This window comes from uncultured Subdoligranulum sp. (genome assembly GCF_963931595.1).
Classification (GTDB): Bacteria; Bacillota; Clostridia; order Oscillospirales; family Ruminococcaceae; genus Gemmiger.
Genome location: NZ_OZ007030.1, coordinates 684,420 through 705,387, shown reverse-complemented (window position 1 = coordinate 705,387; position 20,968 = coordinate 684,420). Strand labels below are relative to the sequence as shown.

Here is a 20,968-nt window from a genome sequence, read left to right as displayed (position 1 = left end):
CACGGGTTTATCAATTGTCAATAGAAAAGAAGATAAAAAAAGCAGGACAATTTTTCCTTGCCGACAACAAAAACCGGGATACCAGTATAATAAGGTATCCCGGTCCGTTTGCGGGGGATTATTCAGGGGCTTTCATACTCTCCACCATGGAGATCTTTTTCAGGGTCCGCCCCATCACCAGGTTGACCAGCACACTGAACAGCAGCGTCAGCGCGATGGCATACACAAAGCTGACGGGGTGAATATCCCGCCCGAACATGACGGCATCCACTTCCACCGTGACGATGATGAACCGATGGAGCGCTATACCTCCGAACACGCCGAACAGCGTTCCGATGAGGGTAAGAGCCATGCTTTCCCGGTTGACGTAGGCGTACACCTCCCGGTCATAGAAGCCCAGCACCTTGATGGTGGCGATCTCCTTGACGCGCTCGGCAATGTTGATGTTGGAAAGGTTGTACAGCACCACGAAGGCCAGGCAGGCCGCACACACAATGATCAGCACCACCACCGCGTCGATGGAGTTGAGCATGTTCAGCACCTGCGCCACCGTGTCCCGGGTGAAGGTCAGGCTGGCCACATCGTCCATCTCCAGCAGCGCGGCGGAGATGGTATCGTGGGCGGCATCGCTGTCGTCCGCCATCCTGCTGATGACGGCATTGAAGCTGACCGGCTCCCCGAAACCGGCCTCGTAGGTGGCCGGGCTCATATAGACGTAGTTGCTCACGTAATGTTCGCAGACCCCGCTGACCACGAAGGTGCCGGTCTGGTCGTCGCTGTTTTTCAGCGTGACGGTGTCGCCGGCCTGCACGCCCAGCAGTTTGGCAAACTTTTCGGTGAGCACCACACCTTCCTCACCCAGAGGCGTGGGGGTGCGGCTGATACGCTCGTGCAGATCCAGGAAGTCGCCGAACCGTGTCACATCCTGGGGCACCATCAGGTAAACGTCCGCCTCCCCGTCGGGGATGGACTGCCGGGTGCTCTGGACGGCCACCGTCATGGATTCGGTGAACTGTCCGCTGTTGTACAGATAGTCGTAGACCTCCCCCTGTTCGGTGGCCTCCTCCTTGGTGACCACCGTCATCAGGTCGTAGTGGGAGACATCGCTGAACTGCTTGGTGATGATGGCGTTCAGGGAATCCGAGATGCCGAAGCCAGACACCAGCAGCGACATGCAGCCCGCCACACCGATGACCGTCATCCAGAACCGCTTTTTGTAGCGCAGCAGGTTGCGGCAGGTGACCTTCCAGGTGAAGGGCAGGCGGCGCCACAGCGGCGTGATGCGCTCCAGCAGGATGCGTTTGCCGGCCTTGGGGGCGCGGGGCAGCATGAGCGCCGCCGGAACTTCCTTCAGGGATGTACGGCAGGCCAGTGCGGTCACCCCCACCGACAGCACCGTGAGGGCGCCGCCCGCAAAGAGGGCCTGCAGCCCGCGCCAGGGGGTATAGATAGTGGGCATGTAATACATCATGGCGTAAGCCGACCAGATGATGGCTGGGAAGGCCCGGAAGCCCACCGTCAGGCCCACCACCGTACCGCAGACCGCGGCCACGAGGGCATACCACAGATATTTCCGCATGATCTCGCGGCGGGTATAGCCCAGCGCTTTCAGTGTGCCGATCTGCAGGCGTTCCTCCTCCACCATGCGGGTCATGGTGGTGGAGACCACCAGCGCCGCCACCAGGAAGAAGAACACCGGGAAGATCGTCGTGATGGCGGTCAGCTTATCCACGTTGCCGGTAAAGGAGGAGTAGCTCACATTGTTGCTGCGATCCCACACATACCATTCCGGCATTTCAATGTCATCCAGTTCCTTCTGGCCGTCCTCGATTTTTGCCCGGGCATCGGCCAGTTCCTGCTCCGCCTCCGCCCTGGCATCTTCGTATTCTATCTCACCGTCCCGCAGTTTCTGGGCGTTCTCATCGATGGTCTGACGGGCCTCATCCAGCTCCGCTCTGGCATCGGCCAGTTCAACCTTGGCGTCGGCGATCTGCCGGCGGGCATCCTCCAGTTCCAGCTGTTTGTCCGTGAGGGTGGCCCAGCCTTCCTCCAGCTGCCGCCGGCCGTCGGCCAGTTCCCGCTTGCCGGATTCATATTTGGTCACACCGTCGTTGTACTGCTTCCAGCCGTCCTCCAGTTCCCGCCTGGCCGCTTCCAGTTCCGGGGCACTTGCCTCCAGCTGCTGCCGGCCGTCGGCCACCTTCTGTGCATTGGCTTGGTAGGTTTTCCAACCCTCATCCAGGGCGCGGCGACCGCTCACGATCTGCGCAAAGCCGGTTACTGCCGTTTCCATGGTTGCCTGCTCGGTTTCCAGGCCGCTGAGGCCGCCGTTCACCAGCAGGGCAAAGCCCTGCAGCAGCGGAGTGGCCTGACTGGCCTCATCCTGGGCCAGCAGCCACTGCTGCGCCTGGGTGAGCACCGTCTCCATCCCGTCCCGGTCCGCATCCACGATGGCCTGCAGCTGAGCTGCCAGTGCCGCCAGCTGTTCCGGGGAGAGTTGGGGGTCAGCCGGCTGCGCCGGGTCTTCCTGGGGAGCCTTCTGTTTGGCCGCCGTTTCTGTGCGGTCGGTCTGGGGGGCGTCTTCTTCCAGGAGGGCAGTCTGTTTCTCGGGGAGTGTTTCTTCCTCGAGAGCTGTATCTTCTGTCGTAGTCGTTTCTTCCGCCGGGGCTGCTTCAGTTTCCTCCGTAGGCTGGGTCGTTTCTTCCACCTCCAGCGGCTCCGGTTCTGTGGTGGCTCCTGTTTCCTCGGCCACCACTGTGGTGTCCGGGGTTTCCGTCCCGGCCGTTTCCGCTGCTTCGGATTCAGGCGATGCAGTTTCCTCGGTTTCCTCTTGTTCCGACGTTGCCGCGGAGATCTCTTCTTCCGTTTCCGCCGCCTCTTCCGGCGCCTCCGGCGTTTCAGTCGGTTCCCCGGTGAGCGCTTCGGCAGGCGGGTCGGTATCCGGTCCGGGTTCCTCCCCGCCGGAGGGTTCCGTTTCTCCGCCCGGCTGGGGCTGCATGGCGCTCAGCTGGTCCAGCATCGCCTGGGCCTGTTGCTGCATGGTCCGTGCGGTGGATGTCAGCCCCACGCTGTCCGCCGTCATACCATATTGCTGCAGATATCCGTCCAGCTCATCCAGCAGCTGATCGTAGGTCTGCGGCACCGGGCGCTGGTTGTCGTTCAGCCAGCTGACAAAGTTACCGATGTCCTCGCTTGTGACCGTCAGCGGCAGGTCCGGGTTCTGCTGCTGGAGCATGCCGGTGATCTGCGCCGCCATCGTCTCCAGCCCGGCCTCGTAGGTCTTTTCCTGGGTATCCAGTTCGGCCTTGCCGTCCGCCAGTTGCTTCTCCCCTTCCTCGATCTGGGCCAGGGCGTCGTTATACTGCTGCAGTCCCGCCTCATATTGGGCCTGCCCGTCCTCCAGCTTTTTGCGGGCTTCGGCCAGCTGGGGTTCACTGGCCGCCAGCTCCGCCTCGCCTTCCTCAACCTTGGCCTGGTTATCCAGAAGTTCCTGCCGCCCCACCTCCAGCTGGGCGGCGCCGTCGTTTATCTTGGCCTCGTTGTCGGCCACTTCCCGGACGCCGTCGGCATACTGCTGTTCGCCGTCCTGATATTCCGCCTCGCCGTCCGCCAGCTCCTGCCGCCCGTCCTCCAGTTCCTGGGCCGCATCCGCCAGCTTCTGCTGGGCCTCCGCCTCGGCATCATGGTATTCTGCCCAGGCGTCGTCAATCTCTTCCTGGGCGTCGGAACGGATCTCATCGTACCGCGCCTGGCAGCGCGCATCCTGGATGGCCTCCACGTTGGCCTGCACGGCCTCCACAGTGGCTTCGTATTCATCCTCCATGCTGTTCTGCTGCAGGGCGCCTTCGGCTGTCACATAAATTTCAGTATACGTATCGTAGGCAAAATCCTCCGGCAGAAGGTACATCACCAGTTCCACCGCGCCATTGCCCACACTGGCCGGTTCCCGTTCAAAGCTGAAATAGTTGGTGTTATGTACAATGCCCACCACCGTGTACTGGGTGCAGGCCAGCTTGGTATCCAGTTCCTCGTTGTCCTTGCTGCTCACCGTCAGGGTGGAACCGATGGGAAAATTGCCGTCGTTGATATCGTCATTGGCCTCCACCACGCACTCCCCGGAAGTTTCCGGCATACGTCCTTCGGCCAGGACCAGCTTGTTGATGGCGTCGTCTCCCTCCGGCGGCAGACTGTGCAGCCGGGATACCACCACGTCGCTGCCCGCTTCCACCAGAAGGTCCGCCGAGTAGGCCGGCTGCACCGTCTCGATGCCGTCCACCTGGCGCAGCGCTTCCACATCGTCGTCGGTCAGCCCCATGGTGGACACGATGCGCAGATCATAGAAGTTGCCGTCGTCCAGGTAGCGCTCCATCGACTCCTTCATATCCACAGGAGTGGCGTTCAGACCCGCCAGAAAGCCCACGCCCAGCGCCACAATGGCAAAAATGGCCACAAAGCGGCTGCGCGCACTTTTGAAGGTCCGCAGTATGTTTTTCCGGTAGGTTCGCGTCATTTACCATTCGATCCTTTCCACAGGTGTGGGGTTCGGATTGATTGTTTCCTCGATCACCCGGCCGCTGTTGATGCGGATCACCCGGTCCGCCATGGCCGCCAGGGCACTGTTGTGGGTGATGACAATCACGGTGCGTCCCTTCTGGCGGCAGGTATCCTGCAGAAGGGCCAGCACCTGCTTGCCGGTTTTGTAATCCAGCGCACCGGTGGGTTCGTCGCAGAGCAGGATTTTGGGGTTCTTGGCCAGTGCCCGGGCAATGGAAACCCGCTGCTGTTCGCCGCCCGAAAGCTGGGCCGGGAAGTTGTTGCGGCGATGGGACAGGCCCACCTCCTCCAGCACGGTGTCGGCGTCCAACGGGTCGCGGCAGATTTCCGCCGCCAGTTCCACGTTTTCCCGGGCGGTCAGATTCTGCACCAGATTGTAAAACTGAAACACAAAGCCCACATCATACCGTCGGTAGGTCGTCAGCCGCTTCTGGCTGAAGCTGCTGACCTGCTCTCCGTCCAGCATGATGGTGCCCTCGTCACAGGTGTCCATGCCGCCCAGCATGTTGAGCACCGTGGTTTTTCCGGCGCCCGAAGGCCCCAGAATCACACAGAACTCTCCCTTTTCGATGGTGAAACTCACGTGATCCGCCGCGGCGATGCGCGTATCCCCCATCTGATAATATTTGCACACCTGATCGAATACCACAAAGGGCTGGTGCCCGCTTACCGTGTTTTTCATGGCTTTCTCCCATTTTTTGCACACTTTGTTTAGTGTTATTATACCAGAATATTTTCTCCAATTCCCGTACAATTTCTGAACTTTGACTAAATTCGCAGAAATTTCACCTTTATCCGTCCTGTTCTGGAAGTCCCTTTTTTCTTCCTGCAGCGGCTCTTTATCGCTGTGAATCGGGCAAGTTTTTGTTTCTTTCTCATTCTTTTTGTTGGTGAAAATACGGTATTTTGTCTATTTTTTATAAAAAACGCAGAAAACGCCTTGACTTGCCGTCCGTTCTTGTATGCACTTATTTATGCGTCATCGCCGCCATCGCCGGCGATACCTCCCAGGACCTGAAGACCGGCTTCCTGGTGGGTGCCACTCCCAAGAAACAGCAGATGGGTGAGATCATCGGCGTGGTGGTCTCCTCCATTGCCATCGGCGGCATCCTCTACCTGCTCTCCATGGCCTGGGGCGGCTACGGCTCCAACGACCTGCCCGCACCGCAGGCCATGCTGATGAAGATGATCGTCGAGGGCGTCATGGGCGGCAACCTGCCCTGGAACCTGGTCTTCGCCGGCGTCTTCATCGCCCTGGTCATCGAGATTCTCGGCATCCCCGTGCTGCCCTTCTCCATCGGCCTGTACCTGCCCATCTACCTCTCGGTGCCCATGATGCTGGGCGGCGCCCTGCGCTGGGTTCTGGAAAAGCGCAACTACGCTTCCGACAAGGAGAAGAACAATGTGGTCCAGTCCGGTGTGCTCTACTCCTCCGGCCTGATCGCCGGTGAGGGCATCGTCGGCATCCTGCTGGCCGTCCTGGCGGTCATCCCCATGGGCGCCAGCAATGTGGGCGAGCTCATCAACATCAGCGGTATCTTCAGCATCGGCCAGATCGGCGGCCTGATCGTCTTTGCGCTGCTGCTCTTCACCGTCTACCTCTTTGCCACCAAGGACCAGAGAAAGTCCAAATAATCGCATTGCTTTCTTGCCGACAGGGCTGTATACTTGGGTATGCAGCCCTGTTTTGAATACATATCATCCGGGAGAAGAATCTATGGCCAAAACCAAACGGGAAAATTATCTGGATTTCGTCCCCATGACCAATCCACACAACAGCTGGAGCGAAAACGAGCAGGGCATCGTCACCATCGATATGGTGCACCGGGGCTTCTACGATCGCATCGCCCAGAAAATCTTCCACACACCGCGGGTCAGTCACATTGCGCTGGACGAATACGGCAGTTTCCTTTGGAAGGAGATTGACGGTGTCCAGAGCGTCGGTGCGCTGGCGCAGAGGATGAAGGCCCGCTTCGGGGATGACGCCGAGCCTTTGTACGACCGGCTGGTCAAGTATATGCAGATCCTGCACAACAATGAGTTTATCCTCTTTGTGGGGAAGGATAAGGTGAAGCCATGAATCTGCTGCAGATCGTTGTGGGAATTCTGCTGTTTGCCGCCGCCACCATGGTGCTGTATCTCTGGGGACTTCGCCGCAGCATGACGCAGCAGCGGGATCTGGAGCGCGCCCTGCTGGGCAAATGTGCTGCACGGGTGGTGCGCCGCCTGAAAAAGCAGGAAACAATCACCCGGAAAGAGATCGCCCGTGAGATTCAGGGCGTACGGGCCGGATTGTTCTGGTCCCGCAGTCGCCTGGAAGTGCAGGACGCCGCAGCCTTTGTGCAGAAACTGACCCGGTACATGGTGGAGCAGCATCTGCTGGAAGAAACCGGCAACGGCCGTTACCGGCTGCGCCGATAACATTACAGAAAGGAGGTCACTCTATATGAAGGTACTGGAAAACCTGGAACCCAAGCGTGTATTCCATTTTTTTGAGGAGATGTCCGTCATTCCCCGCGGCTCCGGCAACACCAGGGCCGTGAGCGACTGGTGCGCCGACTTCGCCCGGGCACGGGGTCTGGAATACCATCAGGACAGCGACAATAACATCATCATCATCAAGGAAGCCACGCCCGGCTATGAGCAGGCGGAACCCATGATCCTCCAGGGACATCTGGACATGGTCTGTGAGAAGGAGCCTGATTGTTCCAAGGACATGGCCAAGGAAGGTCTTGACCTGGAGGTGGACGGTGATTTCGTCAGTGCCAGAGGTACCACTCTGGGCGGTGACGACGGCATTGCCGTGGCCATGGCCCTCTGGCCGTCCTGGATTCCAATGATCTGCCCCACCCCCGGCTGGAAGCGGTCTTCACGGTGGACGAGGAGATTGGCCTGCTGGGTGCGGGCTCGCTGGATGTGAGCCCGCTGAAGGGCCGCCGTATGCTGAATATGGACTCCGAGGCGGAGGGCATTTTCACCGTCAGCTGTGCGGGCGGCAACAACACCATTTCCCTGCTGCCGCTAACGCGGGTTCCCTTTGCCGGTACCGCCCTGCAGGTCACGGTGGGCGGCCTGACCGGTGGTCACTCCGGCAACGAGATCGACAAGGGCCGCGCCAACGCCAACATGCTCATGGGCCGTGTGCTGCAGGATCTGGCCGGACGGACCGATCTGCGTCTGGCGGATGTGCACGGCGGCCTGAAGAGCAACGCCATCCCCGTGGAGAGCACCGCCACCATCGTAGTGGACGATGCCGCTGCGGCACGCACCGGCGTTGCCGAGATGGAAGAAACGCTGCGCAATGAGTATCACATCACCGACCCTGCCCTCTTCCTCAAGGTGGAGGATGCGGCGGTTGCCGATACCCCCATGGATGCCGCCACCACCAGCAAGGCAATCTGCCTGCTGACCTGCCTGCCCAACGGCATCCAGGCCATGAGCCCCTCCATCGAGGGGCTGGTGCAGACTTCCCTGAATCTGGGCATCCATCCTCACCACCGAAGCCGATACGCGCGCTGCGTGCGGTTTCCAGTCTGCGCAGTTCGGTGGATTCCCAGAAAGAGATGCTCAAGCGCCGGCTGGCCGCGCTGCTGGCCCAGCTGGGCGGTCATGTGGAGTACGAGGGTGAGTACACCGGCTGGCAGTACCAGGAGCATTCTCCCCTGCGGGAGCTGATGGTTCAGGCGGCGGCGGATCTCCCGGTTCAGCCGTTCAATGACATTGTTGGTGTGGATACGAGTCCAGTGTTCGCTGGGAAAATCGCAGTAGGTCAGCGTTTCTTCAATGCCATCCTCCACCTTCTTGGCTGCTTCTTTCAGCTTCATGGAGCGTAGCTCCTCTACCACGGCTTTGGCCTTCTCGCGGGCAGCTTTCTTGCTCTCTTGGGCGTGGATTGCTTTGAGCATCTTTGCTACTAGCTTTGCTTTGGAACGCGGTGTGACAGCAAACACATTCCGGTAAAAGTGGACTGTACACCGCTGGTATTTGGCCTCGGGAAACACTTCGCCCACGGCTTCCAGCATACCAAGGCACTTGTCACCAACCACCAATTTAACCCCATCCAAACCACGGCCGCGGAGCCACTGAAAGAAATTGACCCAACTGGCCTTGTCTTCTTTCATGCCCTCGGCTGCACCAAGAACCTCGCGGTAGCCATCCTCGTTGACCGCAATGGCTACCAGAATAGCTACATTTTCAAACTCTCCGCCCCAGTTGCGGCGCAGGTAGATTCCATCCACGTAGACATACGGATACCGTCCGCCTTGCAGAGGGCGGTTCCGCCAATCCTCGATGTGGACATACGCTTTCTTGTTCAGCTCACTGATGGTGGATGGCGACACCTTGCTGCCCCACAGGGCCTCGGTAATATCCTCCACACGCCGGACGGATACGCCTGCTAGATACATCTCAATGAGAGCTTCTTCCACGCTGCTTTCACGGCGGCGATACCGCTCAATGATGGCGGTTTCAAAAGAGATGCCCTTGAGTTTGGGAACCTTGAGGGTAACATCTCTGGAAGTGGTGGCGAGGTTGCGGTTGTAGTGGCCGCTGCTGTAGCCCTGGCGCTGTTCATTGCGTTCGTACCGGGCAGCTTGGGGCAGCTTATTGGCCTCTGCCTCCAGCAGCTCATTGAGCGTCTCCTCTACACTGCCTCGTACGAGTTCCTTGAGCTGCCCCTTGATAACTTCCTCGTTTAGCTGTACAATCTTTTCAGGCATGGTTTGCTATCTCCTTTCGAATGGTGTGTCGCAACTTCATTCTACCAGAGATCTGCAAACCATGTCTCTTTTTATTTACTTTTCAATTTGCGAAACTTATTCTACCTTATCGCAGAGAGAATCGGCCGTTGGGTATTTCCTGTTGGTCAGTATTCGGGTCGGGAGAAACTAACCTTCAAGTGTCGGGCGTTCGAGACCAAATTTAGTCGGAAAAGATAAAGCCACTACCGATGCTCTTTTAAATCCTGTACACTGGAAAGTGCCAACAACCCAGTGGAAAGGAATAGCGATGAAAGAGCAAAATGGTAATGGCTTTGCACCAAGTATAGCACAAGCCATAGAAGAAATGAAGGCGTTCCAGGGAGACTCCTTTTCCCTGGAACGTATCAACTTGGCCGAATTAGAACGACGAACCGGCGTATCTCGTAGCAGACTGCGCAGACTCAAGAAAAACAGCTTCCAAGATTTGCCTCGGAGCACCAAAGGCAGTAAACATACGGTCACAAAACTCAGCGGTTATACCGGCCTGTTGGACAGTTTGCTGCGCCAAGGAGTCAAGAACTCCTCTGTAGTGTTGGAGCGTTTGCGACAGGCCGGTTTTGAAGGCGGGGCAACCATTGTAAAAGAGTATATCGCCGCCCACAAACACCTTATTCCAGCCAAGCGCCAGTTGGTTGCGGCGCAGGGAAACCGTGGCCGCCGGTACGTCACAAAGCCCGGTGAAGCTTACCAGATGGATTGGGGATTCACTGATGTTCTGGATTACAATGGGCAGACCTACCGAGTTGCCTGCTTTGCTATGATTTGCCACCATTGCGGACAGCGGTATATTGAGTTCTTCCCCAATGCCCGGCAGGAAAACCTGTTTATTGGGATGATCCACGCTTTCCAGTACATGGGGGTTCCGCGTTTTGTGTTAACCGACAACATGAAGAGCGTTGTACTGCACCGGGATCTGGATGGCCATCCAGTCTGGCAGAAAGACTACGAAGCCTTTATGCAGACCCTTACCTTCGAGACAAAACTTTGCAAGCCACGGCATCCCTTCACCAAGGGAAAAGTGGAGCGATTGGTGCGTTTGGTGAAGGACAATTTCCTGGCTGACCGGGTGTTCTGTGATCTTACAGACCTCAACTGGCAGGCGCTGGAATGGTGCAACAAACAGAACGGAACCTACCGCCGCACTGTGGATGGTGCGCCTCAAAAGATTCACGAAACCATATGTGGAGAACAATTGCGCATGGTTCCGGAGGATGCCGTCCGTTTCTATCTCTGTCCGGAAAGAAAAATATCCTTTGACGGTTTTGTAAATTACGAGGGTCGGCGTTTTGGAGTGCCTTACAGCTATCCTGGCGCAACAGCCAGAGTGGAGCGCAGCGGTGATTTGTTGCGCATCTATTCTGCCGATCTGAAAGTGTTGCTGGTTACACATACCGTTACCTGGAGCCGCACTGACAGTTTCTGTGAGGGGCAATACGAATCTTTGGTACAGCCTGAAGAGTTCCCTACAGCACCCGTGCAAACACAGATTTTACAGCTTCCAAAATCCTCGCAGGATCTTTCCTTTGCCAAATTTGATTTTGACAAGGAGGACCAGGTATGAAGGAAACAATCTTTGAGCAGGTGGCGTCCGCTGCTTCTGTTTTGAAGCTGGATCTTTCTGCGGAGGAATTTGCGCTGTTCGCGGAAGACCAGGAATTCTCAGAGACTGGATTAGAAGCCGTGCAAACGCTTTTTTCCTATCTCAGCGAAAAGAAGCAGCAGACCACTATCCAGACTTTGTTGAAACTGAGCCGCCTTCCTACAAAGGTGCCTAAAACCTTTGAGAACTTTGATTTCTCACTGCTCAAGGGGAAAGATGTGGAGCGTCTGAAGGTTCTGGCGTCCTTGAATGCCATCTACTCTCACCGAAACCTAGCCTTTATTGGTCCGGCAGGTACAGGTAAAACACATCTGGCACAGGCTTTCGGCTACGCCTGCTGCCAGCACGGATTGAAGACCTATTTCATTAAGGCATCTGAACTCCGGGACCGATTCACGGCAGCCAGACGTTCCGGAAAGACCGATTCCTGCCTCAACGGTCTTGTGCGCCCCTCTTGCCTGATTATTGACGAGATTGGCCACTGTGCCTTTGACAAAGAGAATACCCGGCTGTTCTTTGACCTGATTGACCGGCGATACAACAAAGAAGGCAGTTTCAATATGATCTTCACCAGCAACAAGAACCCGGCTCTCTGGCGCGAGGATTTTGAGGAAGACGCTACCTTGCTGTGTACGCTGGACCGCATCTTTGACGATGCTACTGTGTTTAAGCTGCGTGGTGAAAGTTTCCGGGGAAAGAAACTGGAGACCGTTTCTTTGCAAACAGGCAAGATACCTGCGGTTGAGCCGGTAGTGGCGCAGGAGTAACCAATTTATGAGTGCTGGGTTGTTGGCACTCTTTTTATTTATTCTGCTGGCTCCGACTTTTCCGACAAAAATTGGTTAAATACTCCCGACAAAATATGGTCGCGATCTCCCGACGCCAACATCAGGTCGGATATTCTCCCCGGATAGCCTAAAAATGAATAAAAATAGATAAAGCCGTCAGCCCCCCTGTACCATGAGAGTAATCCATACAATCATAATACAAAGGGGGAAACCTGACGACTGAAAAAAAATTATCCTGCGGATTTGCTCGGATGTCTCATTACAATACATGGCGGCCAAGACTTCACGCCCTTCCTTCCATCGATTGTTTCCTCCGCTTCTTTTATTATTATAGTTCCCTTCTTCCGGACATTCTTTGATGCGAACAGGCGTTTCCCTCAGCATCGTAACCGGCAACAGCAGATCCGTTTTGAGAAGTAAGATTTTGGAGGGGAAGTATACTCGGTGGCTCTTCGACGACACCGTTGTAGTTAACCCGCGCGGCAAAAGTTCCGAGGAGAAGATTTCCTTGGAAAGCAGGAAGAGGTTCGACGTATGACAGCGGTCGCATCAGAATGCCCCTGCTGAAAAAGGTCATAGAACGCTTTAGTCGAGCAAAGCCGGATCATTTCTGTTGTTCCCGGAAGCGCTACACCTGGGGTCCAGGCTCCACTTCCGGTTCAATACCAAGATACGGCAATGCTTTCTCCAGTACCTCGGCACAGACCGGTCCCGACAGAGTACCGCCGCTGGTGGTCCAGCTGTGAGGCTCATCCAGGCAAACCAGCACCGCCAGCCGCGGCTGATCGATGGGGGCCACTGCCACGAAACTGCTGATGCGAGCCCCTTCGTCTTCGCTGTCCAACTTTTGGCTGGTACCGCTCTTGCCCCCCACAAAATACCCGTTCACCGCCGCATGCTTGCCGGTCCCCTCGGTAACGACGCCCTCCATCAGCCGGCACATGGTGGCGCTGGTCTGTTCACTGATAACCCGGCGCTTGACGATAGGCATGTTTTCCTGCAGCACCGTACCATCCGGCGCCTGAATCTTCTGCACCACATAAGGCTGCATAAGATTGCCGCCGTTGACCACGGCACATACAGCCGTGAGCATCTGCAGATAGCTGACCTTGCTGCTCTGTCCGAAGGAACAGCTGGCCAGCTCCACCGGCCCCGGGTGGTACAAGGGTTTGGACTATGAAAAAGCTGTACATTGAAATCGTTTTCGCAGACTTTCCTTCTGCTAAAAAAACGTCACCAAAGCACAAATCGCTGTGGGCAATCCACACAGGATAAATTTGGATATATCCGCCCAGCGACGGGTACGAATCAGATAAAAGCCCCCCCACAGGACCAACTCCATAGGTATCACAAAAAACAGAGATGCCGAAATAAAACAGCAGGCCCAGCAAACTGGCAACAATACCCGCCACAGTGTGCGCTGAGCTTTGGAATCCTTCCGGCACTGGTCTAGCCGGATCAGCAGCCACAGCACCATTGGGATCATGATGGCGTTGGTCAAAGCCTTGCCAGTCCATATATTGACTACCAACCACCACTCACCACTGGTCTGGGGCATATTTTCCGCCGCCAGCAGGGTAAATAGGATATAGTATAACAGACCCAGCAACGCCTTGTCTCGAGCCTTGGGCCAGAAGCACCGTAACAGCAGATAAGCAATGTAGTACGCCAGTGGAATTTCAAACAGTGGCAACACTGTACGGAACAGAATTGCCGGGTGTGTGCCGGTGAGCACAGCTAGCATAGAACTATACACCGGCCAAGCGGCAATGTTGTATTTTTCATTGTAAAAGGCCGGCTGCAGTACCCCGGAGTTGGGGCCATAACGGTCTACGGTATCGGTATACCAGGAGGCTGCGGCCGTGCCACAATAGGTTTCGTCATCCCAGTTGCCATAGTAGGTATTCAGCAGAGTGTTGAGCACTTGCAGTAAAATGAATGCTATAGCGACCACTAGCAACAGTTTTTGGGTCCGAGTCCAGCGTTCCATCGAAGAACGTTCTGGGCGAACACCACAACGGAATTTCCAAAAGCCCCATAGGGCCACCACACCACAAATCATGCACCACAGCACCGTCATCAGTCGCAGGCTGCCCAGCGCCGCATGGAACGGCACCGCCAGCATTTCAAATACGCAGAAGCTGGCGAACAAGCCACAGAACATAGTCAGTGTTAGGTTTTTGCCGCCTAAAATAGCGTTTCCCATCCCAATGGGAATTGCCCCCAGCACCAGCACCAATACTACACAGGTCCAAATTGCCATGACAGTCACCTCCCCGCTGCCACACGATACAGGATATACTCTCGGTCGTAGGCATTGGTGTCCTGCGTTTGGTCCACATCCACGCGGTATACTTCCTCGTAATCCTGTAACGTACCGACGTAGGTTTCCGCACTGTCTAGCACAATGTAGTTATAGCCCCCCTGCACAGCCCAGGCGTTGACCACGTCCAGGTCCACAGCGTCCTCCGCCTCCTCGATGGCCCAGTACAACTCAGCAGCAGCATCTGACTGCCAGTTCACCTTAGTCCATTCATACGGCAACTCGATCTCGGGGCGGTACTGGCGCACCCACAGATTCACCGGTGTAGGAAAGACTGCGGTCTTTTCCAATCCGGCATCATCGTTGAGAATCCAGTCATCCAACAGGATGACCACCTCAGGCACCTTGTACCAGTTGGTAAAACGGTTTTGCCAAGTCACACGTAGCCTCGGAAAGCCGCCGGAAAAGGTTAACAGAACAAGGGAGACAGCCACTGCGGCCAAGATTTTCTGACGCCGATGGGGCAGCCAGTACACCAACAGCACCGTAACCGCCGCCAGTAGTAATGTAACTGGCACCATCCAGAAGAACCGCAGGGAGCGGGTCTCCTCATATTTAGTAACCAACAGATGGGCCACTACTGGGTTGAGCAGTAGCACTAGTAGCAGCACAGATGGCCACACGATATAACGTCGCAACCCTCTAGAGAGAGCATCCCGGCGTTTCCACGCCAGAACCAACACCAGTGTACAACATATCACAAAATAGATCACACGCGGTTTGTCGCTCCAAAAATAGGCTAGAAGACTCCGCATTGAAACCATACAGGACCAACTTTCTTGCAGGAGGAATCAGTCGCGGCGGAACAGATCCCGGGTATACACTTTTTCTTTCACATCGTCCAGGCAGCTGTCGTAGCGATTGGCAATGATGGCCTTGCTATTAGCTTTGAACCTGTCCAGGTCATTGACTACCTTACTGCCGAAGAAGGTGGTACCATCCTCCAGGGTAGGCTCGTAGATGATAACCTCGGCCCCTTTGGCCTTGATCCGCTTCATGACCCCCTGGATGGAGGACTGGCGGAAGTTGTCGGAATTAGACTTCATTGTCAAACGGTAAACGCCCACCACCACAGTGTGCTCTCGTGCAGGATCAAAGTTGCTATTAGCCTCATAGGCACCAGCGATCTCCAACACACGGTCTGCGATAAAATCCTTGCGTGTACGATTGGAGGCAACGATGGCCTCGATGAGATTTTCCGGCACATCGGCGTAGTTGGCCAGCAGCTGTTTGGTGTCCTTAGGCAAGCAGTAGCCACCATAGCCGAAACTAGGATTATTATAGTGGTTACCGATGCGCGGGTCCAAACAAACACCATCGATAATATCCCTGGTACTGAGGCCCTTGGATTCAGCGTAGGTGTCCAGCTCGTTGAAGTAGCTCACCCGCAGCGCCAGGTAGGTATTGGCAAACAGCTTGACGGCCTCCGCCTCGGTGAAGCCCATGAACAGCGTGTCGATGTTCTCCTTGAGGGCCCCTTCCTGCAAAAGCCCCGCAAAGATGTGGGCCTTCTCCACCAGGCGCGGGTCGTTTTTGTCGGTGCCCACAATGATGCGGCTGGGGTAGAGGTTGTCGTAGAGGGCCTTGCTCTCCCGCAGAAATTCCGGGCTGAAGAGGATGTTCTTGCTTCCCGTCACCTGGCGGATGTGTTTGGTGTAGCCCACGGGAATGGTAGATTTGATGACCATAATGGCGTTGGGGTTGACTTTCATGACCAGCTGGATAACATCCTCAACTGCCGAGGTATCGAAGAAATTTTTCTTACTGTCGTAGTTGGTGGGGGCTGCGATGACGACAAATTCTGCGTCAGAATAGGCCACCTCACCGTCCAGGGTGGCGGTTAGGTCCAGCGGCTTTTCGGCCAGGTACTTTTCAATATACTCGTCCTGGATCGGAGACTCCCTCCGATTGATCTTTTCGACCTTTTCGGGCAGAATATCCACCGCCGTCACATGATGGTGCTGGGCCAGCAGCGTCGCAATGGAAAGGCCCACATAGCCGGTACCTGCAACCGCAATTTTCATCGCTCATTCTCCTTTGTCACAATAAAAGGCTTTGTACCACTCGGCAAAGCGGCGCAGGCCGGTACGCAACGGAGTGGCAGGTTTGAAACCGAAGTCCCGTTCCAATGGGGTAGTATCAGCGTAGGTCACCGGAACATCGCCAGGCTGCATGGGCACCAGCTCCTTGTGAGCATCAAAGTCGTAATCGGCGGGCAAAACCCCTGCACGAATCAGTTCCTCTTGCAGAATGGTGACAAAATCCAGCAGATTTTCCGGATGGTTGTTGCCGATGTTGTAGAGTTTATAGGGTGGCACCGGCAGACCGTCAGGACCATTTTTCTTTTCCGGCGGCTTACCCATGACACGGACCACACCCTCGACGATGTCGTCGATGTAGGTGAAGTCCCGCTGGCAATGGCCATAGTTGAAGATTTGGATGGTCTTGCCAGCACGAAGCTTGTCGGTAAAGCCAAAGTAAGCCATATCTGGGCGTCCCGCCGGACCATAGACGGTAAAGAATCGTAACCCCGTGCAGGGAATGTTGTAAAGTTTGGCGTAAGCGTGGGCCATGAGTTCGTCGGACTTCTTGGTGGCGGCGTAGAGGCTCACGGGATGGTCCACCTTGTCGTCGGTGGAGTAAGGCACTTTCTGGTTGGAGCCGTAGACGCTGGAGGAACTGGCGTAAACCAGATGTTCCACCGGGTAATGGCGGCAGCTTTCCAGAATGTTGTAAAAGCCGATAATGTTGGCCTCCACGTAGGCGTCGGGGTTGATGATGGAGTATCGCACGCCGGCCTGGGCCGCCAAATTAACGACTACCTGGGGACGGTACTGTTCAAATAGGCCGGTGACCAGGTCTTTGTCAGCCAGATTACCCTTAACGAAAGCGAAGTTAGAGAACCTTCCTAGTTCGCCAAGGCGTGCCTCCTTGATGCGCACATCATAGTAATCGTTCATATTGTCCAAACCTACCACTAGCTGTTCCGGGTCGTCCCGCAGCAAACGTTTGGCCAAATTGGCACCAATAAATCCGGCCACGCCGGTTATCAAAACTCTTTTCATTTTTTTCATCATCCGTTCTCTTTTTATGGCACTGCAAATAAATAAAAAGTCGACAATTCCAAGCAGTTTCCACGCATTTGCAATTCTGACAATATTTCTGGATATTTTGTGTCTTTTGCTAGAATCACATAATGAATGTTCTTTTGCTTCAAAATATATTGGACATTTTCCCAGGAAGGGACTGCCGGCGGTACATATACAGTTCTATTACTCCACCCTGAAAAGTCGACGTAAAAGTCTAACATTAGGATCGGGGTACTCTTTGATAAGTACCCCTCCAAGTCTTGTTCTAATTCCACCACACGCTGTGGTGCAACCTCTACGGAACTCAAAATTGCCCAATTACGGAGAGGAATAATAGTATTTCCAAACTGGGCATACATCCCGCCAACTAAGCTTATAAACAAGGCTACAATCACAGCTTTTTCCAATTTTAGTTGCTCTCGCGCACATACAATCAAAATTACAAAAACCCCAACGATAGCTGCTTCAGCATGATAACGGATATCCGAATATCCTACAATTACATACATTGCAAACTTTCCCGCATAGAATAACAAGATAACTAGAGACAGAATAATGTTATTCCGTGCCATCTTCCTGCTAGCCACGCGATAAAGCAAATAGGCAATGCACACACATAGAAGAACCGTAGATATATAGTTGCAGGAAAGCAAACTACGTAGATTATTCAAAAAATTCTGAATTCTTGAAATGAACCAGAGCTTCGGCGCATTAAACAATGTTAGAAGAGCCTCACTCTCGTTCGGAGTGTAAACTCGGGATGGCACAGACGGTTCCACCAAAAATGCCGTTCCGCTATTATCAGAGGCCCAAATTTTACCTACTCTTACAATGGAATATATAACCCATGGACTCGCTGTTAGCAAGCATCCTGCAAGGTATAATCCTGCATTTATTAATCGGTTTCTGGAAGCCAACAAAATCAAAATTGCGAAGTATGCTACAGCAATCATTCCGTCAAACCTTGTACTTACCAAAATACCCGCTCCCACCCCCAATGCCCAATAATAAAAAATATGTACCTTCTGTTCATTGGGAAAACAACAATACCCCAGTACCGAAAGAAGAATAACCATACAAAGGATTGCCAACGGAATGGAACGGGCCATCGCCACCTCTTCCATATAAGATGACGTCGTGCACAATAAAACAATGGCCAAACCACCGCACCACAATCGATTAACAAACATTTTACTGACATATAACAAGAGGACCGCCGTCAGTATCACAACATAGTAGTTCACTAAAATTCCCGCGTAGTGACCAATTCCAGTTAACTTATCCATTATCCATATACAAAGCGGGTAAAAATATGGGAAGGAAATATTATATTCTGTGTCAATAACATATTGTCGGATTGTTGATACTGTGCCGAATTTTTTCCCAATCGTGGTTGCAATTTCGTAGTACGAATAGCTGTCCAATGAAAATACGCCAAAATTTTTCCAGAATAGAATCACTGCTGTACAAAGTGCCAGAAAAAGCAGTGCTAATCCACAAATCTTCACGGCATTCAAGGGCCACATCCGCTCCGACACCGACCAAATGCAAATCAGTGCAAAATACAAGCCCAAGCCAATCATTCCAAACATGGATGAGAAAAGCTGGTACTGGAGCTTAAGCCCCACACCGTAAAAAATGCCGAAAAGCAATAGCGATAGAGCGTGCTTTATATTAAAACGGAAATTAGCCACTTGATACAATATTCTTTCCACAATGGAATATACAAGCACATTGCACAGACTAAATCCCAATAGTCCCCTCCAGGAAAAAGAGGATATCCCCGTAAAAACGATTCCGGTAGTCAGTGTCATGCTTAATGTCAGCCAATTCAATTGTAACTGTTTGCATCTTCCGAACATAACATCGAATGCTCCTTTTATAGCACTTTTAGAATCGTCGCGATCAAATCCTGTGTCACTGGTTCAGATACGGCAAATTTGACACTACATAAGAAACTACACCTATTACCGCCGGCAGAGCCACGCACCATGCAAAGAAGAAGAAGATTTCCTTCCATCGTTTTGTGCGAAAGAGGTAGAACATACCAAAAACTATCAGTTCAAATGGTACCACGTATGTCAAAGTAGATGAAATCATACAGGATGCGTTACAAGCAAAAAATAGTGTTACTTTACAAGCACGATATTGTAACCTTTCTTTTTCCTGTTCCAGCCTACACAGCAACCACCAAACTAGTGGAATTATCAGATTTCCTGCAACAGCTTTTCCCGTCCAGCAATTAACTACGAACCACCATTCCCTACTGGTCATATCGCTCAATTCTGCAGTCTGTAATGTCAGTAAGAGCAATAGAAACGTTGCAAACAATGCATTTTTCCTTTTAGGCAAAAAATTGGCAATCAAAAGGTAGTCCACTAAACATGTGACTGGGATCTCAAAAATTGGAAGAATCGTGCGAAAAACAATCGCCGGATGGATACCTGTCAATACTGCAATCGTAGAACTATAAATTGGCCAACTGGCCAGCACATAACGTACATGGTAAAATGGTGGTTTAAATTCTCCTGAATTGGGTGCATACCGATTTACAGTATCGGTGTACCACGAAGTCACCGCAGTAGCGCAGTAGGTTTCATCATCATAGTTTCCATAAAAAGTATTGAAAACAGTGTTTCCCACAATGATTACAATAATCCCAGTGACCAAAATCAGAAAAAAAATTTCAGTTCTGTTCCATCCCGCCAGCCACTCCTTACGAAAAGGCGACAATTCGCGTTTTTTCCAATATCCGTATATTGCTAGAAGGGCGCAGATTCCCACCCATAACCAAGACATCTGTCGCAAACTACCACAAGCGATATGATATACTACAGAAAACCCTTCAAAAAGCAACCAACTTGCACAAAGGCCAGAAAAATATGTATAAATTTTTCCATTACCTGGCGTTAGTGCCTGTCCCATACCATAAGGAATGACTAGCAGTACCAGCAGCAATACTATCAACTGCCAAGCCCACATCATTTTGTTCTCCTACTCTTTCAACCGATACAATAGATATTTCTGGCTATACCATCGTTCGTCTGTATTTGGTTTGGCATCGTATTCCCAAACCTTTTCGTAACCACTGCTTTCCAGACTTCCTGTGTACGGGTTGCCATTGGGGGACTTTCCTTCCATTAGAACAAAGTACTGATACCCTCCCTGCTTAGCCCAATACCCTGCCACATCCAAATCGATAACACCATTTGGATCCTGAGGACTTAAAGCTTCGTACAATTTTCCATTTTCAGGTTTTGCGCTTTCTACTTTCGTCCAAGAGAACGGGATTTTCACTTCTGGATTATACTGTCTCACCCACATATTCAACGGCATAGGAAACACTGCAGTTTTTTCTGCTTTTGTATTATCCTGTAGGATATAGTCCGTCATCTCGATAACAATAGGCGGAATCTTATACCAATTGACCCATTCATTTTCCCAAGTTTTCTCGCGCAATTTGTGGAATTTGTTGCAGCCAAGCAAAATCATAATCACTGCACCGGCCGCGCCGATTTGTTTCCATAGCCTGGAGGGAAAATTTTCCAGCAGTATTGTAATTCCTAACGCAAGAAAAACACCTATTGGGATAACCCATAGAAATCGGAACATTCTACTACTTTCAATCTTTTGTGTTAAAATCTTCGGCAAAAAAGGAACCACCATAATCAGTACTACTGCAATCGATGGCAGGACTATTCGCTTCCAAACATCCCGAGCTTTCTCGTTTTTGCATACAAATGTCAAATATACCATTCCCGCCAAAACCATGAGAAGGTACACTGCTTGTGGAAGATCAGCTTTCCAAAAATTCAGTAGATACTGCACCGAAATCATATGATTAGCTGTTCCCT

The 20,968-nt window shown here is 53.2% G+C and carries 16 protein-coding genes and 2 pseudogenes; 7 read left to right on the top strand and 11 right to left on the bottom strand.

What is annotated here, in order from left to right; genetic code table 11:
* Positions 1-118 precede the first annotated feature (118 nt).
* Together ABGT73_RS03330 and ABGT73_RS03325 are read right to left on the bottom strand one after the other, a co-directional pair.
* Entirely contained in the window at positions 119-4,510 is a 4,392-nt protein-coding gene (locus ABGT73_RS03330; RefSeq protein WP_346668420.1) for an FtsX-like permease family protein, read from the bottom strand.
* Positions 4,511-5,236 (bottom strand): ABC transporter ATP-binding protein, encoded by a 726-nt coding sequence (locus ABGT73_RS03325; protein ID WP_346668419.1) that lies wholly within the window; start codon positions 5,234-5,236, stop codon positions 4,511-4,513.
* A gap of 269 nt (positions 5,237-5,505) precedes the next feature.
* Between ABGT73_RS03325 and ABGT73_RS03320 the strand changes: the two are divergent.
* The 5 genes and pseudogenes from ABGT73_RS03320 to ABGT73_RS03300 all read left to right on the top strand — a co-directional run.
* Positions 5,506-6,189: pseudogene (locus tag ABGT73_RS03320) on the top strand (OPT/YSL family transporter); the annotation flags it as partial.
* 82 nt (positions 6,190-6,271) lie between these two features.
* On the top strand, positions 6,272-6,634 hold the full coding sequence (locus ABGT73_RS03315; protein ID WP_346668418.1) for a PqqD family protein: 363 nt from the start codon (positions 6,272-6,274) through the stop codon (positions 6,632-6,634).
* A complete protein-coding gene (locus ABGT73_RS03310; RefSeq protein WP_346668417.1) occupies positions 6,631-6,975 on the top strand; it encodes a hypothetical protein in 345 nt (114 codons plus the stop codon). The genes ABGT73_RS03315 and ABGT73_RS03310 overlap by 4 nt, the downstream gene beginning before the upstream one ends.
* A gap of 25 nt (positions 6,976-7,000) precedes the next feature.
* Complete coding sequence (locus ABGT73_RS03305; protein WP_346668416.1) at positions 7,001-7,474, top strand: hypothetical protein; 474 nt, start codon at positions 7,001-7,003, stop codon at positions 7,472-7,474.
* Positions 7,429-8,229, top strand: coding sequence for a peptidase dimerization domain-containing protein (locus ABGT73_RS03300; RefSeq protein WP_346668415.1), 801 nt, complete (start codon positions 7,429-7,431; stop codon positions 8,227-8,229). The genes ABGT73_RS03305 and ABGT73_RS03300 overlap by 46 nt, the downstream gene beginning before the upstream one ends.
* Positions 8,230-8,237: 8 nt before the next feature.
* Here ABGT73_RS03300 and ABGT73_RS03295 read toward each other — a convergent pair.
* Positions 8,238-9,272, bottom strand: a pseudogene (locus ABGT73_RS03295) (IS256 family transposase); the annotation flags it as partial.
* A 289-nt stretch (positions 9,273-9,561) separates the two neighbouring features.
* On the opposite strand from ABGT73_RS03295, the gene istA reads away from it, so the two are divergent.
* Positions 9,562-10,875, top strand: coding sequence for an IS21 family transposase (istA, locus tag ABGT73_RS03290; protein ID WP_346668414.1), 1,314 nt, complete (start codon positions 9,562-9,564; stop codon positions 10,873-10,875).
* Positions 10,872-11,681, top strand: coding sequence for an ATP-binding protein (locus ABGT73_RS03285; protein ID WP_346668413.1), 810 nt, complete (start codon positions 10,872-10,874; stop codon positions 11,679-11,681). The genes istA and ABGT73_RS03285 overlap by 4 nt, the downstream gene beginning before the upstream one ends.
* 649 nt (positions 11,682-12,330) lie before the next feature.
* Here the strand turns inward: ABGT73_RS03285 and ABGT73_RS03280 are convergent.
* The 8 genes from ABGT73_RS03280 to ABGT73_RS03245 all read right to left on the bottom strand — a co-directional run bounded on the left by ABGT73_RS03280 (position 12,331) and on the right by ABGT73_RS03245 (position 20,951).
* Positions 12,331-12,849 carry a penicillin-binding transpeptidase domain-containing protein gene (locus ABGT73_RS03280; RefSeq protein ID WP_346668412.1) on the bottom strand — a complete coding sequence of 173 codons (519 nt, stop codon included), beginning with the start codon at positions 12,847-12,849 and terminating at the stop codon, positions 12,331-12,333.
* A 75-nt stretch (positions 12,850-12,924) separates the two neighbouring features.
* Positions 12,925-13,965, bottom strand: coding sequence for a DUF6077 domain-containing protein (locus ABGT73_RS03275; RefSeq protein WP_346668411.1), 1,041 nt, complete (start codon positions 13,963-13,965; stop codon positions 12,925-12,927).
* 5 nt (positions 13,966-13,970) lie between these two features.
* Complete coding sequence (locus ABGT73_RS03270; protein ID WP_346668410.1) at positions 13,971-14,405, bottom strand: hypothetical protein; 435 nt, start codon at positions 14,403-14,405, stop codon at positions 13,971-13,973.
* Positions 14,406-14,816: 411 nt separating this feature from the next.
* Positions 14,817-16,049 (bottom strand): nucleotide sugar dehydrogenase, encoded by a 1,233-nt coding sequence (locus tag ABGT73_RS03265; RefSeq protein ID WP_346668409.1) that lies wholly within the window; start codon positions 16,047-16,049, stop codon positions 14,817-14,819.
* A gap of 3 nt (positions 16,050-16,052) precedes the next feature.
* Positions 16,053-17,090 (bottom strand): NAD-dependent epimerase/dehydratase family protein, encoded by a 1,038-nt coding sequence (locus ABGT73_RS03260; RefSeq protein WP_346668408.1) that lies wholly within the window; start codon positions 17,088-17,090, stop codon positions 16,053-16,055.
* A gap of 23 nt (positions 17,091-17,113) precedes the next feature.
* The gene (locus tag ABGT73_RS03255) at positions 17,114-18,868 is read right to left on the bottom strand and encodes a hypothetical protein (RefSeq protein WP_346668407.1); all 1,755 of its coding nucleotides are present in this window, start codon (positions 18,866-18,868) and stop codon (positions 17,114-17,116) included.
* Between the two features lie 163 nt (positions 18,869-19,031).
* On the bottom strand, positions 19,032-20,099 hold the full coding sequence (locus ABGT73_RS03250) for a DUF6077 domain-containing protein (protein WP_346668406.1): 1,068 nt from the start codon (positions 20,097-20,099) through the stop codon (positions 19,032-19,034).
* Between the two features lie 9 nt (positions 20,100-20,108).
* Positions 20,109-20,951 (bottom strand): hypothetical protein, encoded by an 843-nt coding sequence (locus ABGT73_RS03245; RefSeq protein WP_346668405.1) that lies wholly within the window; start codon positions 20,949-20,951, stop codon positions 20,109-20,111.
* Positions 20,952-20,968: the final 17 nt, after the last annotated feature.

Excerpts from the sequence above, each read along its gene's own strand:
- ABGT73_RS03330 (WP_346668420.1), bottom strand. The coding sequence starts at position 4,510 with ATGACGCGAACCTACCGGAAAAACATACTGCGGACCTTCAAAAGTGCG.
- ABGT73_RS03325 (WP_346668419.1), bottom strand. The coding sequence starts at position 5,236 with ATGAAAAACACGGTAAGCGGGCACCAGCCCTTTGTGGTATTCGATCAG.
- ABGT73_RS03315 (WP_346668418.1), top strand. The coding sequence starts at position 6,272 with ATGGCCAAAACCAAACGGGAAAATTATCTGGATTTCGTCCCCATGACC.
- ABGT73_RS03310 (WP_346668417.1), top strand. The coding sequence starts at position 6,631 with ATGAATCTGCTGCAGATCGTTGTGGGAATTCTGCTGTTTGCCGCCGCC.
- ABGT73_RS03305 (WP_346668416.1), top strand. The coding sequence starts at position 7,001 with ATGAAGGTACTGGAAAACCTGGAACCCAAGCGTGTATTCCATTTTTTT.
- istA (WP_346668414.1), top strand. The coding sequence starts at position 9,562 with ATGAAAGAGCAAAATGGTAATGGCTTTGCACCAAGTATAGCACAAGCC.
- ABGT73_RS03285 (WP_346668413.1), top strand. The coding sequence starts at position 10,872 with ATGAAGGAAACAATCTTTGAGCAGGTGGCGTCCGCTGCTTCTGTTTTG.
- ABGT73_RS03275 (WP_346668411.1), bottom strand. The coding sequence starts at position 13,965 with ATGGCAATTTGGACCTGTGTAGTATTGGTGCTGGTGCTGGGGGCAATT.
- ABGT73_RS03265 (WP_346668409.1), bottom strand. The coding sequence starts at position 16,049 with ATGAAAATTGCGGTTGCAGGTACCGGCTATGTGGGCCTTTCCATTGCG.
- ABGT73_RS03260 (WP_346668408.1), bottom strand. The coding sequence starts at position 17,090 with ATGAAAAGAGTTTTGATAACCGGCGTGGCCGGATTTATTGGTGCCAAT.
- ABGT73_RS03250 (WP_346668406.1), bottom strand. The coding sequence starts at position 20,099 with ATGATGTGGGCTTGGCAGTTGATAGTATTGCTGCTGGTACTGCTAGTC.
- ABGT73_RS03245 (WP_346668405.1), bottom strand. The coding sequence starts at position 20,951 with ATGATTTCGGTGCAGTATCTACTGAATTTTTGGAAAGCTGATCTTCCA.